We start from the raw sequence: 13,541 nt of genomic DNA, 5'->3' as shown, positions 1-13,541 counted from the left end.
GGACGACGATGGAAAACCTGCGCCGGGCCGATGCTTTACGCCGCGCGGATATTTGCCATGAAGCGGTCGAGTTCTTCGCGCAGCCGCGTGCTCTCGACCGACAGCGAACGCGCCGAATTCAGCACCTCTTCCGAAGCGGCGCCGGTCTCGGTCGCACCGCGGTTGACCTGGGTGACGCTGGCGGCGGCTTCCTGCGTGCCTTGCGCGACATTCTGCACGCTACGGGCGATCTCCTGCGTGGCCGAGCTCTGCTGCTCGACCGAACTCGCAATCGTCGTCGCGATGCCGGATATCTGGCCGATGGTGCCGCCGATCGCCTTGATCGCAGCGACCGATTCCTGGGTCGCCGCCTGCATGCCCGAGATATGATTGGAGATCTCGTCCGTGGCCTTGGCGGTCTGGCTCGCCAGCGACTTCACTTCGGCGGCGACCACCGCGAAGCCGCGGCCGGCATCGCCGGCGCGCGCCGCCTCGATGGTGGCGTTCAGCGCCAGGAGATTGGTCTGCTCGGCAATCGCCGTGATCAGCTTGACCACGTCGCCGATCTCCTGCGCGGCGCGCGAAAGCTTGCCGATGCGCGCATCGGTCTGCTCGGCCTGGCGTACGGCGGCATCGGCGATCTGGCTCGATTCCCTGACACGGCGGCCAATCTCGCCGACCGAGGCGGACAGCTCTTCGGTGGCCGAGGCGACCGACTGCATGTTGCTGGAGGCCTCTTCGGAGGCGCCAGCCACCTGGCTGGAAAGATTCTGCGTGGTCTCGGCCGTCCGCGTCAGCGTACCGGCTGCCGACTCGAGCTGCACGGCGGAGGCCGATACGTTGGAGACGATCGAGCCGACGGCGGATTCGAACTCATCGGCGAAACGGATCAACTCACTGCGCCGCGCGGTGGCGCTGGCCTTGTTTTGCGCCTCCTGGGTCGCCGCATCGCGTCCGGCCTTGGCGACCGCCTGGACCTTGAACTCCTCGACCGCGCCCGCCATCTCGCCGAGTTCGTCGCTGCGGCCGAGGCCGGGCAGCACAACGTCGAAATTGCCTGCCGCAAGCTCGCGCATCGCGGCGCACATCGCCGCGATCGGTCGCGAAATGCCCCTGCCAAGCAGGAACGCCCAGACAAGTCCCAGCACGAGGCCGCCGATGGCAAGCATCAGGATCAGCCGCTCGGTGGCGCCGATCGTGGCGTGCGATTCGTTCTCGAGCCGCTTCTGGTCGGCGAGCAGGTCGGACGTCATCGCAGCCGAGCCTTCGCTGATCGCGGCCGCGGACGCCGTCATCTCCACGATCAGCCGGTCGACCGACTTCGAATTCTCGATCAGCTTGGCGAGCGCCTCCCGGTACTCGTCCAGCAGCACCGAGATTTCCTTCACCCCCTGAGTGATGCGCTCGTCCTTCGAGGTGATCGCCTTCACCAGATTATCCGTGAATTTCAGCCGGGCAAGCGCGCTGGCGGCGACCGTTTTGTCGCCGTTGACGATGAAGGTGTTGGCGGCCCCGGTGATCGACTGGATCTGCTCCGACACCTTCTTGACACCGAACTGGATCGACTGCAGCTCCGAATCATCGGCATTGCTCGGGAGATCGTCGAGCTTGTAGCGCATCGAGGTCGCACTGCGGACGAGCTTGTTCTGCGCGACCTGCGCGCTCTCGTCCTTGACCCTGACGATGTCGGCGAAGATCTTGCTGAAGGTGCGGAAATCGCGCTCCAGCTTGGCGACCTGCTCAAGCCGGACGGGGTTGGTGGTGCCCTTCGTCGAGGCGAGGATGGCGTCCTTCAGGCTGGCCTCGGCTGCCAGCGCCGCCTTGGCATCGTCCTCCTTGCCGGTCACCACGTAATAACGTGCCAGCGAACTGTAGGAGATCAGCTCGCGATCGATGTTGCGGGCAAGGTCGGCCTCCGTGACGCTCTGGCGATAGGACTCGACCCCTCCATAGACCCGCTCGAAGCCCATGTAGGCAAAGCCCATGCTCGCCGCCGAAATGGCCAGCGTCACAGCAAAGCCGAGCATGATCTTGGCGCGGAACCGAAGGGTTGGGAGTTTGATCGAACGCGATCGCTTGAGCTCCGGCATGCTACCCCTCGTCTTCATTCTGAAAACCACGCGGTATCCGGCAGCGACGCCGCCCCGGACCCGGGGCGCAAACTTAGGGCACAATGGATAAAGGTGCGTAAATATACCCAAGAAACCAAAATCGACCGTCAGAGGCGGCGGCCCGCGGAGGAGCGTCCAACGCCACCGGCCGAGGCGGCCGAGCGCGCGGCCTGAGTCCCCCTGCATTCGCGATTGACGGGAAGGCCGGTCCCTATAACTTAGACTTGTTACAAGACCCCGGCCGCTGCCCGCGGCCGGGGTACCAAATCGGGAGGCGTCCCATGTCATTGCCTCGGACAGCGCTATCGGCGCTCGCGTCGAATATTCGTGCCGGCAGCTTGGCCGGCCAATGATGTCTCCCTGAATAGCCGTCACGGTTTGCGCAGGACGGTCTGCGCCAAGAAGAAGAACAGATCCGATTCAGGGAGAACGCCTTTGGCGGAGAAGCACGGCAGCGCCGGCGACAGCATCGTTGTGGCGCAGGCGAAGACCGGCGGGCCGCGGGAGGCCGCAGACGAGATCGCGCGCCAATTGGCGCACGCCAAGCTCGCGATGGCCGTGGTGTTCGTCTCGCCGTTCTACGATCCTGAAATCTTCATCGCCGAGCTGTCGCGCCGCATGCCCGACATCCCGATCTTCGGCTGCACGACAGCCGGCGAGCTCTCGCCGGGCGGCTGGGAGGAGGACAGCGTGGTCGCGATGGGATTCAACGCCGCCGACTTCGTGATCGCGGCACGCCCGCTGCACGATCTCTCGACGTTCCGGGTCGATCGCGGCCGCTCGATCTGCACCGAACTGCAGCAGGAATTCGCGCAACGCACCGAGCATTGCGAGCCCGGCCAGGAGTCCTTCGGGCTGCTTCTCATCGACGGCATGTGCCAGCGCGAAGAAACCATCATGTCAGCGATCTACGCCTCGCTGGAGGACATCCCGATCGTCGGCGGATCGGCCGGCGACGGGATGCGCTTCGAGAAATCATGGGTCTTCCATGGCGGCAAGGCGCACACCGACGCCGCCGTCCTGATCCTGATCAAGACGCGACTGCCGTTCCGCCTGTTCAAATGCGATCATTTCGAGCCGACGTCGACCAAGATGGTGGTGACCGAAGCCGATATCGAGCATCGGATCGTCAAGGAGATCAACGCCGAGCCCGCAGCCCTGGAATATTCGCGCGCGGTCGGCATCAGCGATTCCAAGCTCGACGCCTTCTCCTTTGCCTCGCACCCCGTGCTGGTGCGCGTCGGCGGCGCCTATTATGCGCGGTCGATCCAGCGCATGGATCCCGACGGGTCGCTTCGTTTCTTCTGCGCCGTCGACGAAGGCATGGTGCTGACGGTGGCGCGCGAGCGCGATCCGCTCGACGCCACCAGCGACCTGCTCAAGGAGATCACCGACGACCTCGGCGAGGTCTCGGTCTTCATCGGCTTCGAATGCGTGTTGCGGCGGCTCGACGTCGAACAGCACCAGCTGTCGCGGGAAATGTCGGAACTCTACCGCCGCAACAACGTGATTGGCTTTCAGACCTATGGCGAGCAGTATCGCTCCATGCATGTCAACCAGACGCTGACCGGCGTCGCCATCGGCAAGCGGGCCATCGCTCCGCAATGACGGACACAAAGACCAGTCGTATCGCGGCGCTTGAGCGCGAGGCCGAGAAGCTGCGCAAGATCAACGCGGCGCTGATGTCGCGCGTCGAGCGTTCGACCGACCAGCAGCTCAACGCATTCTCGCTGTTCGAGACGGCGATCGCGCTCGAGCAACAGGTCCGCGACCGCACCCAGCAACTCAAGCAGGTGCTGCAGTCGCTGGAAAAGACCAACGGGCGCCTGCTGCAGGCCAAGCAGCAGGCCGAAGCGGCAAGCTCGCTGAAATCGTCGGTGCTGGTTTCCGTGACGCACGATCTGCTGCAGCCGCTGAATGCAGCCCGGCTGACGCTTTCGGCGCTGACGGAGATGGCGACCGAGCCCAAGGGCGTCGCCTTGACCGAACAGATCGACCGTTCGCTGGCGACGCTGGAGGACATGCTCCGGACGCTACTCGACATTTCCAAGCTCGATGCCGGCGTACTGAGGCCCGAATTCGGGCCGGTCGCAATTACCTCGCTGTTCGAGCCACTACGCGAGGAATTCAGCCCGACTGCGGCAAAGCGCAACCTTTCGCTTCGGATCACGCCGTCGTCCGACGTGGTCCGGTCGGACCCGCTGATGCTGCGCCGGATCCTGCAGAACCTGCTCGCCAACGCGCTGCGCTACACCCAGCGCGGCCGCGTGCTGATGGGGTGCCGCATCAGCGGTGACGATATCCGCATCGAGGTGCACGACACCGGTCCTGGAATCCCGGAAGCGCAGCGCGAGGCCATCTTCGTCGAATTCCAGCGCGGCGAGAGCAGCGCCGGCGACAAGGTCGGCATCGGACTGGGCCTTTCGATCGTACGTCGGTTTGCCGGCGTGCTCGGCCACGACATCCGGCTGACCTCGCGTCCGGGCAAGGGCTCGGTCTTCTCGGTCACCGTTCCCCGCAGCGCCGACCCCGTCGCGGTGCAAGTTCGCGAGCAGGCCAGCGTTGACTATCGGTATGGCGGGATGGAGGGCGCGAAAATCCTCCTGATCGAGAACGACCTCTCGAGCGCCGAGGGCCTTGCCAACCTGCTGGAGAAATGGGGCTGCGACGTCGCCGTGACGATCTCGAAGGCTGAAGCGCTCGAACGCATCCGCGCGCTCGACGGCATTCCTGACGCGATCATCGCCGACCTTCACCTCGACAATGGCGAGACCGGAATCGAGGCTGTCGGCGTGATCTGCAACGAGATCAAGATCGATGTTCCAGCGATCATCGTCACCGCCGATCACTCCGCCAAGGCGGCTTCCGACGTTTCGGCCTTCGGCCACGAATTGCTGAAGAAGCCGATCAAGCCCGCCGAGATGCGCTCGCTGCTGTCGTTCCTGCTGGCCGCCGAGCAGCCGGCCGCACGGCTATGAAGGGCCGCCGCGCGACGACGGCGCGGCTGTTGCCGGCGCGTGGTCATGCTTGCCGAAATCCAGCTTCGACAGTGCAATGATCGCTTCGGTCCGGCTTCGCACGTCGAGCTTCCGCAGGATCTCCGAGACGTGCACCTTCACGGTCGTGACCGAGATATCGAGCTGATAGGCGATATGCTTGTTCTGCAGGCCGCGGCAGATCATGTCGAGCACGCGCAATTGTTGCGAGGTGAGCTGACCGAGACGCTGGATCAGCTCCCTTGTGTCGGCCTGGCCCTGCCGGGCGGCGGCGGCATCGCGGAAGCGCTTGGGCAGGCAAACGCCGCCTTCGAGAATGCCGCGCAGCAGCTGTGCCAGCTCGGCTTTCGGCGTGGATTTCGGGATATAGCCGGAAATGCCAAGCGAGATCGCGCCGCCGATGATCCGGGAATCGTCATGCGCTGAAATAATCACGAGGGCGCTGCGCGGTGCGGCGGCACGTACGCGGTATGCACCCAACAGCCCCGTCGTTCCCGGCATCGACAGATCGAGCAGGATCAAATCGAGGCCATCGCGCGCGACGATGACGTCCAACGCACTGGCGATCGACGTCGCCTGCAGCACCTCGGCATCGGGAAACTCGGCGCCGATCACACCGGTAAGGGCAGCACGGAACAACGGGTGATCCTCGACGATCAACAGTCGAGGGGCACCCACCATGCTGACCGGCGGCTGGTCCGCCAGAGGCGCGGTCGTGGTCAAAGCTCCGCCGTCCTCTCCCGGATCGCCCATGACAGCCGTTGCGAGTCGAGACCCTACCTTAATGCTGAGGTGCAGCCCACCCTCAACGCAGTCGCGTTGCAGCGCAGCAAATTAGGACGCCTTCTCCGGCTTTGTACCCAATGGGGCCTCGGGAATAGGCAGCGGAATCTTGCCGAGCTCAATGATCGCCTTGTTACGGCTGAACAGCTTCAGTTTGCGCAGGATTTCCGTCACATGCGCCTTGACGGTGGACTCCGCGAGTTTCAGTTCCGTCGCGATCTCGCGATTCTGCAGGCCGCGGGTGATCAAATGAAGGACACGAATCTGCTGCGGCGTCAGTTTCTGGATCCGTTCGCGCAACGTCCGCGCGGTTTCGGATTGCTCCAACGCGCCGGCGGCGACGAAGTCCGGCGGCGCCGAGACCGACCCGCTCAGCACGCGCGCGATCGACTGCGACAGCTCGCCGAGCGAGGTCGATTTCGGCAAATAGCCCACCGCGCCCATTTCCAGCGCCTCGCGGATCGTATGCTTGTCCTCCTCGCTCGAGACGATGGCGATCGGCAGCCTTGGATAGCGATCCCTGATCTTCTGGAAGCCCGAGAAACCGACGACGTCAGGCAGCAGCAGGTCGAGCAACGCCAGGTCGATATTCGGCTCGGCAGCGAGGATGCCGAGCGCTCCCTTGATCGAGGTGGCCTCGTAGATGCGGGCATCCGGATGCGAAATGCGAATGGCGTTGCCAAGCGCCTCCCCGAATAATGGGTGATCGTCGATGATCAGGAATCCCATCATGGGGAGCCTCGTAGGGATGTTGCGGCCGGCGCGGCTCGTTCGACGCGCCAGTCACCTGCACGGTCTGCAGATCGGCATACAGGCTTTCTGGCGCGTCGTCGAAGGACGTCCGCCGCCCGCCAAGTCGCTCAGTATCGACGAACCTGACAGAAACCCTCTTTAGGAGTTATAGGCGGATGGTCGTAGCACGCTCGGCGGCGGATTCGAGGACGTGAGCCTGCCGCTTCCGGCACTCCCCGCAACGCCTGCAAATTGCCCGGCCAACAACCGCCTGCTAGGATGGGAACACAGGCCCGGCCAACTTCATGACAAGGCTGCAACTACGACTTTGATCGCGGTTACGCCCCCAGTGAAGCGTGCTCTACTTGGCCAATAATGAGATCTTTGGGAGGAACGCGTGTCTACAGTCAAACTGACGGTAAACGGCAGGGCGGTCTCGGTCGACGTTGAAGACCGAACCCTCCTCGTGCATCTGTTGCGCGAAAACCTGAACCTGACCGGCACCCATGTCGGCTGCGATACCAGCCAGTGCGGTGCCTGCGTCGTCCATGTCGATGGACAGGCGGTCAAATCCTGCACCATGCTGGCCGGCCAGGCCGCAGGCTCCAACGTCACCACGATCGAGGGCCTCGCCAAAGGCGACGAGCTGCACCCGATGCAGGCGGCGTTCCGCGACAATCACGGCCTGCAGTGCGGCTACTGCACCCCCGGTATGATCATGTCCGCGGTCGACATCGTGCATCGCCATGGTGGCAACCTCGACGAGGAAACCGTCCGCCACGAGCTCGAAGGCAATATCTGCCGCTGCACCGGCTACCACAACATCGTCAAGTCGGTGCTCGATGCCGCCGGCCGCATGAAGGTTGCGCAAGCCGCCGAATAGCGGACGCGTAGAAACGACACGTCACCAAACTCATCACCGCCGGATTCGATGGAAACGGCGGCAAATCGAAATCTCCGTTGGGAGGAAAAGACATGGGCGTTGAAGGCATTGGCGCAAGCGTCGTGCGCAAGGAAGATCGCCGCTTCATTACAGGCAAAGGGCGATACGTCGACGACATCAAAATGGTCGGCATGACCTATGCTCATTTCATCCGCAGTCCGCATGCGCATGCCAAGGTCAAGGGCATCGATTCGTCAGAGGCGATGAAGATGCCCGGTGTGATCGCGGTGCTGACCGGGCAGCAGATCGTCGATGACAAGGTCGGAAATCTGATCTGCGGCTGGGCGATCACCTCGAAGGATGGTTCGCCGATGAAAATGGGCGCATGGCCGGCGATGGCGCCGGAGACCGTGCGCTTCGTCGGACAGGCGGTCGCGGTCGTGATTGCCGAGACGAAGAATCTGGCCAAGGACGCGGCCGAGGCGGTCGTGGTCAACTACGAAGAGCTCCCCGCGGTGCCGGACATCAAGGCCGCGATCAAGCCCGGCGCACCACAGCTTCATCCCGAAGCCCCCGGCAACGTCGTATATGACTGGCATATCGGCGACGAAGCCGCGGTCAAGGACGCCTTCAGCAAGGCCGCCAACGTTGTCACGCTCGATCTCACCAACAACCGCCTGGTGCCCAACGCGATGGAGCCGCGCGCGGCGATCGCCAACTACGACACGGCTGAAGAGCACTACACGCTCTACACGACGTCGCAGAACCCGCACGTCGCCCGCCTCGTGCTGTCGGCGTTCTACAACATCGCACCGGAAAACAAGCTTCGCGTCATCGCGCCCGATGTCGGCGGCGGCTTCGGCTCCAAGATCTACATCTACCCGGAAGAGATGGTAGCGTTGTGGGCCTCGAAGAAGGTCGAACGCCCGGTGAAGTGGACCGGCGATCGTTCCGAGGCCTTCCTCACCGACGCGCATGGCCGCGACCACGTCTCCAAGGCCGAGATGGCGTTCGACAAGGACAACAAGATCCTTGGCCTGAGGGTAAAGACCCACGCCAATTTCGGCGCTTACATGTCGCTGTTCTCCTCGGCGGTGCCGACCTATCTCTACGCGACGCTGCTGTCGGGCCAGTATGTGATTCCGGCGATCTACGCGGAGGTGATGGGCGTCTACACCAACACCACGCCGGTCGACGCCTATCGCGGCGCAGGCCGTCCGGAGGCGAGCTATTTGATCGAGCGCATGATGGAGACCGCCGCACGGCAGTTGAAGGTCGATCCGGCCGAACTGCGCAGACAGAACTTCATCACCCAGTTCCCGTATCAGACGCCCGTCATCATGGCATATGACGTCGGCGACTTTAACGCCTCCGTCGATGCAGCGATGAAGGCGATCGACTATGCCGGCTTCCCCGCCCGCAAGGCCAAGGCAAAGGCCGACGGCAAGCTGCGCGGCATCGGCGTCTCCTGCTACATCGAAGCCTGCGGCATCGCGCCGTCAAAGGCGGTCGGCAGCCTGGGTGCCGGCGTCGGTCTGTGGGAATCTGCGGAGATCCGCGTCAATCCGGTCGGCACCATCGAGGTGCTCACCGGCTCGCACAGCCACGGCCAGGGCCACGAGACGACGTTCTGCCAGATCATCGCAGAACGTCTGGGCGTGCCGCTGAGCCAGGTCTCGATCGTCCATGGCGACACCGACAAGGTGCAGTTCGGCATGGGCACCTACGGCTCGCGCTCGATCGCGGTCGGCGGCACCGCGATCGTGAAGGCGATGGAGAAGGTTGAAGCCAAGGCCAAGAAGATCGCGGCCCATGCGCTCGAAGCCTCCGAGAGCGACATCGTGATCGAGAACGGCGAGTTCAAGGTCACCGGCACCGACAAGTCGATCGCGCTGCCGATGGTCGCGCTCGCGGCCTATACCGCGCATAATCTGCCCGACGGCATGGAGCCCGGTCTGAAGGAGACCGCGTTCTACGATCCGACCAACTTCACCTTCCCGGCCGGCGCCTATATCTGCGAACTCGAGGTCGATCCCGGCACCGGCAAGACCACCTTCGTCAACTTCGTGGCAGCCGACGACTTCGGCCGGCTGATCAACCCGATGATCGTCGAAGGCCAGGTCCATGGCGGTCTCGCACAGGGCATCGGCCAGGCGCTGCTGGAAGGTGCGGTCTATGATGACACCGGACAGCTCCTGACCGCGTCGTTCATGGATTACACCATGCCACGGGCCGACGACCTGCCGTCGTTCAAGCTCTCCCACACCACGACGCTGTGTCCGGGCAATCCGCTCGGCGTCAAGGGTTGCGGCGAGGCCGGCGCGATCGGCGCGTCCGCTGCCGTGATCAACGCGATCACGGACGCTATCGGCAACAACAGGCTGGAAATGCCGGCGACGCCCGATCGCGTCTGGCACGCCATTCACGGTTGAGGGAGGAAGAACCATGTACGAGACAAATTATCACCGCGCCTCCTCGGTCGACGACGCCGTGGCCCTGTTCGGCAAGGGCAAGGAAGCCAAATTCCTCGCCGGCGGACAGACCCTTCTCCCAGTGATGAAACAGCGCCTCGCTGCGCCATCCGACGTGATCGACGTGGCCAAGATCAAGGACATGATCGGTATCGACATGTCCGGCGACACCGTGACGATCAAGGCTGCAACTACGCATTACGACGTGGCGCAAAGCGACGCCGTGCAGAAGGCGATTCCGGCGCTCGCGCATCTGGCCTCGATGATCGGCGATCCTGCCGTGCGCCATCGCGGCACGATCGGCGGCTCGCTTGCCAACAACGACCCGGCGGCGGACTATCCGGCCGCGGTGCTGGCGCTCGGCGCGACGATCAAGACCAACAAGCGCTCGCTCGCCGCCGAGGACTTCTTCAAGGGCCTGTTCTCGACGGCGCTTGAGGATGGCGAGATCATCACCGCTGTTACGTTCCCGGTTCCGGCCAAGGCCGGATATGCCAAGATGCGCCATCCGGCCTCACGCTTCGCGCTAACCGGCGTGTTCGTCGCCACGACCAAGTCGGGCGACGTTCGTGTCGCGGCAACCGGTGCGTCGCAAAGCGGCGTCGTGCGGGTGCCTGATATCGAGCAGGCGTTGAAGGCGAACTGGTCCCCTGCCGCGCTCGACAGCGTCACGATCTCGGCGAACGGCCTGCTCGCCGATATCCATGGCTCGGCGGACTACCGCGCCAACCTGGTCAAGGTGATGGGACAGCGTGCGGTCACCGCCGCCGGCTGACAGCGCCTAAACACAAGAACGCAACGGCGCGCAGCAATGCGCGCCGTTCGCGTTTTTACCGGCGGTTTCCGGCAAAAGTCGCTTGCCACATGGCCCATTCGGCGAGACAATTTAGCTAATCAGCTAATTAAAAAAGCCGTCTGATGGACGGTCGGAAACGCCCCCGAAGTCCCAGCAACCAACGGAATGACAACGTGCTCGACAAACCAGCCTCCCAAACCGCCGTCCGCGCATCCGGTCCGCTCGCCGGCTTCCGCATTGTCGAGTTCGCCGGCATCGGTCCGGGCCCGTTCGCCTGCATGCTACTCGCCGACATGGGCGCCGAGGTCATCACGCTTGATCGCGTTGGCGCCGGCAAGAATCTGAAGGCGGTCGCGACGCGTGGCCGCAAGGTCATCGAGCTCGACCTGAAGAACAAGGCCGCGATCGCGGAGGTGCTCGACCTGCTCAGCCATGCCGACGCGTTGATCGAAGGCTTTCGTCCCGGCGTGATGGAACGGCTCGGGGTCGGCCCCGATGTCGTGCTCGCGCGCAATCCGAAGCTGGTCTATGGCCGGATGACCGGCTGGGGCCAGGAAGGTCCGCTGGCGAATGCCGCCGGCCATGACATCAACTACATCTCGATCACCGGAGCGCTGGCTGCGATCGGCACCAAGGACAAACCAGTGCCACCGCTCAATCTGGTCGGCGATTTCGGCGGCGGCGCGCTTTATCTGGTGGTCGGCGTGCTCGCAGCACTGCTGGAGGCGCAAAAGTCCGGCAAGGGCCAGGTGGTCGACGCTGCGATGTGCGACGGCGCGGCGTCGCTGATGTCGATGTTCTTCGACATGAGCGCGATGGGCCGCTGGACTGAGGGCCGCGACCAGAATTTCCTCGACGGCGGCGCACATTTCTACGGCGTCTATGAATGCTCCTGCGGCCACTTCATCTCGATCGGCTCGATCGAGCCGCAGTTCTACGCGCTGCTGCGCAAGCATGCGGATCTCACCGACGCCGATTTCGACGCGCAGATGGACCGCAAGGCGTGGCCGGCGCTGAAGGAGAAGCTGACAAAGGTCTTCAAGAGCAAGACCCGTGAGGACTGGTGCACGATCATGGAAGGCAGCGATATCTGCTTTGCGCCGATCCTGACCATGGCGGAGGCGCCGAAGCATCCGCACATGGCGGCGCGCAAGGTGTTTGTCGAGCGTCACGGCGTGACCCAGCCCGCGCCTGCACCGCGTTTCTCGCGCACACCATCGGCGATCCGCGAGCCGGAACTCGCGAGCATTGGCGACGTGACAAACGCATGGAAGGCCAAAGGCTGAGGTCAGCGAGTCGCGCGCAGCCTGTCGGGGGAACCGGCAGGCTGCAATACGCAGTCATCCCAAGCCCATCCCAAGCCAACACGCGAAAGGCCATTGCATTACGGCGCACCTCTTGCTTGTTATTTGACAGTTAAATGACGCGGGGGCGCATTATGAATCGTATGCCAGTGAACCGTATGCCAGCCGACCGTCCGCCTCCTTCGCAGACCATGCGGGTCGGAGCGGCGATCCTGGGCAACGCGCTCGAATTCTACGATTTCACGGTCTATGCGGCTTTCGCGACCTGGCTCGCCAAGGCGTTCTTTCCTGCCGCGAACCCAAGCACCAGCCTGCTGCTTGCGGTGGCGACCTTCGGCGTCGGATTCATCGTCCGGCCGCTCGGCGGCATTTTGATCGGTGCCTATGCCGACCGTTTCGGCCGGCGCCCTGCGATGACCCTGACCATCTGGCTGATGGCGCTCGGCAGCGGCATGATTGGATTGTTGCCGACCTATGAGCAGATCGGCGTGCTCGCGCCCATTCTGTTGGTGTTCGCGCGACTGCTGCAGGGTTTCTCGGCCGGCGGCGAGATGGGGCCGGCGACCACCTATCTGCTGGAAAGCGCGCCTCCGCATCGCAAAGCCTTCTTTGGCAGCTGGCAGCTTGCCAGCCAGAACATGGGAAGCGTGATCTCGGCTCTGGTCGGGCTGTTGCTGGCGCTGCTGATCACGCCCGGCGCCACCGATAGTTGGGGCTGGCGGGTCCCGTTCCTGCTCGGCATCCTGATCGCGCCGGTCGGCTACTACATCCGCCGTAACCTCGACGAGACAATGGATGCCGAAGAAGCTCATGGCAGCATGGGGGGCGTGCTGTCCGACGTGCTGGCGAACCATTGGCAGAAGATCGTGCTCTGCATCCTGCTGATCTCGGGCGCGACCATTTCACAATATTTCTTCCTCTATACGGCCACCTACGCCATCAACACGCTGCACTACGACCAGAGCTGGTCGATGGCTGCGAGCCTCGCGATCGCGATAACGGGAATGGTCTTCTCGCTGGTCGGGGGCGCCCTGGCCGACAAATACGGTGTGAAAGTGATCGCCGTGATCCCGCGCCTGATCGTCACGCTGCTGTTTTACCCCGCATTGCATCTCGTGATTTCGTCCGGTTCGCCGCTGGTTCTCGTTATTGTGGCCGCCGGCCTGATGGCAATCCATGCCATGTCGTCCGGGGCCGGCATCATCCTCATTCCGATGATCTTCCCTTCCGCGGTGCGCACCACCGGGCTTTCGATCGCTTACGCGCTGGGCGTGACGATTTTTGGCGGCACCGCACAAATCGTGTTCACCTGGATCATCGCGGCCACCGGCGATAAGCTGTCGTGGGTGTGGTATGTGATCATCATGAGCGTCATCAGCGCGCTCGCAACATTGGCGATCCGTGTGCCAGAGACGCGAAAAAGCGAACTTCAGGATGCCAGGCCGGCCGCCGCGCTGGCCGCCGCACCGAACTAACGGCTACAGGA

The 13,541-nt window shown here is 63.7% G+C and carries 10 protein-coding genes; 7 read left to right on the top strand and 3 right to left on the bottom strand.

Features of this window, described 5'->3' with window-relative positions; translation table 11 throughout:
- Positions 1–35: 35 nt before the first annotated feature.
- Positions 36–2,069, bottom strand: a complete 2,034-nt coding sequence (locus tag ACP2YO_RS02950) for a methyl-accepting chemotaxis protein (protein ID WP_426438906.1) — start codon at positions 2,067–2,069, stop codon at positions 36–38.
- 456 nt (positions 2,070–2,525) lie between these two features.
- Between ACP2YO_RS02950 and ACP2YO_RS02945 the strand changes: the two genes are divergently transcribed.
- Positions 2,526–3,698 carry an FIST N-terminal domain-containing protein gene (locus ACP2YO_RS02945; protein ID WP_426438904.1) on the top strand — a complete coding sequence of 391 codons (1,173 nt, stop codon included), beginning with the start codon at positions 2,526–2,528 and terminating at the stop codon, positions 3,696–3,698.
- Positions 3,695–5,068 carry an ATP-binding protein gene (locus ACP2YO_RS02940; protein WP_426438902.1) on the top strand — a complete coding sequence of 458 codons (1,374 nt, stop codon included), beginning with the start codon at positions 3,695–3,697 and terminating at the stop codon, positions 5,066–5,068. Before ACP2YO_RS02945 ends, ACP2YO_RS02940 begins: the two co-directional genes overlap by 4 nt.
- On the opposite strand, the gene ACP2YO_RS02935 is transcribed toward ACP2YO_RS02940, so the two are convergent.
- Together ACP2YO_RS02935 and ACP2YO_RS02930 are read right to left on the bottom strand one after the other, a co-directional pair.
- The gene (locus ACP2YO_RS02935; protein WP_426438900.1) at positions 5,063–5,839 is read right to left on the bottom strand and encodes a LuxR C-terminal-related transcriptional regulator; all 777 of its coding nucleotides are present in this window, start codon (positions 5,837–5,839) and stop codon (positions 5,063–5,065) included. The genes ACP2YO_RS02940 and ACP2YO_RS02935 overlap by 6 nt on opposite strands.
- Positions 5,840–5,920: 81 nt before the next feature.
- Positions 5,921–6,601 (bottom strand): response regulator, encoded by a 681-nt coding sequence (locus ACP2YO_RS02930; RefSeq protein ID WP_426438898.1) that lies wholly within the window; start codon positions 6,599–6,601, stop codon positions 5,921–5,923.
- 397 nt (positions 6,602–6,998) lie between these two features.
- On the opposite strand from ACP2YO_RS02930, the gene ACP2YO_RS02925 reads away from it, so the two are divergent.
- The 5 genes from ACP2YO_RS02925 (at position 6,999) to ACP2YO_RS02905 (ending at position 13,530) form a co-directional block, all read left to right on the top strand.
- Entirely contained in the window at positions 6,999–7,484 is a 486-nt protein-coding gene (locus tag ACP2YO_RS02925) for a (2Fe-2S)-binding protein (RefSeq protein ID WP_426438896.1), read from the top strand.
- Positions 7,485–7,576: 92 nt separating this feature from the next.
- On the top strand, positions 7,577–9,916 hold the full coding sequence (locus ACP2YO_RS02920; protein WP_426438894.1) for a xanthine dehydrogenase family protein molybdopterin-binding subunit: 2,340 nt from the start codon (positions 7,577–7,579) through the stop codon (positions 9,914–9,916).
- Between the two features lie 13 nt (positions 9,917–9,929).
- The gene (locus ACP2YO_RS02915) at positions 9,930–10,730 is read left to right on the top strand and encodes an FAD binding domain-containing protein (RefSeq protein WP_426438892.1); all 801 of its coding nucleotides are present in this window, start codon (positions 9,930–9,932) and stop codon (positions 10,728–10,730) included.
- Positions 10,731–10,924: 194 nt separating this feature from the next.
- Positions 10,925–12,037, top strand: a complete 1,113-nt coding sequence (locus ACP2YO_RS02910) for a CaiB/BaiF CoA transferase family protein (RefSeq protein WP_426438890.1) — start codon at positions 10,925–10,927, stop codon at positions 12,035–12,037.
- Between the two features lie 176 nt (positions 12,038–12,213).
- Positions 12,214–13,530 (top strand): MFS transporter, encoded by a 1,317-nt coding sequence (locus ACP2YO_RS02905; RefSeq protein ID WP_426438888.1) that lies wholly within the window; start codon positions 12,214–12,216, stop codon positions 13,528–13,530.
- The last annotated feature ends 11 nt before the right edge of the window (positions 13,531–13,541 follow it).

Source organism: Bradyrhizobium genosp. P (assembly GCF_049949265.1).
In the GTDB taxonomy this organism is placed as follows: Bacteria; Pseudomonadota; Alphaproteobacteria; order Rhizobiales; family Xanthobacteraceae; genus Bradyrhizobium.
This window is presented reverse-complemented; position numbering and strand designations above follow the sequence as displayed.

What these genes read in the sequence shown, in the direction of transcription:
- ACP2YO_RS02935 (WP_426438900.1), bottom strand. Translation starts at nt 5,839, where the DNA reads ATGGGCGATCCGGGAGAGGACGGCGGAGCTTTGACCACGACCGCGCCT.
- ACP2YO_RS02930 (WP_426438898.1), bottom strand. Translation starts at nt 6,601, where the DNA reads ATGATGGGATTCCTGATCATCGACGATCACCCATTATTCGGGGAGGCG.
- ACP2YO_RS02920 (WP_426438894.1), top strand. Translation starts at nt 7,577, where the DNA reads ATGGGCGTTGAAGGCATTGGCGCAAGCGTCGTGCGCAAGGAAGATCGC.
- ACP2YO_RS02905 (WP_426438888.1), top strand. Translation starts at nt 12,214, where the DNA reads ATGCCAGCCGACCGTCCGCCTCCTTCGCAGACCATGCGGGTCGGAGCG.
- ACP2YO_RS02940 (WP_426438902.1), top strand. Translation starts at nt 3,695, where the DNA reads ATGACGGACACAAAGACCAGTCGTATCGCGGCGCTTGAGCGCGAGGCC.
- ACP2YO_RS02950 (WP_426438906.1), bottom strand. Translation starts at nt 2,069, where the DNA reads ATGCCGGAGCTCAAGCGATCGCGTTCGATCAAACTCCCAACCCTTCGG.
- ACP2YO_RS02915 (WP_426438892.1), top strand. Translation starts at nt 9,930, where the DNA reads ATGTACGAGACAAATTATCACCGCGCCTCCTCGGTCGACGACGCCGTG.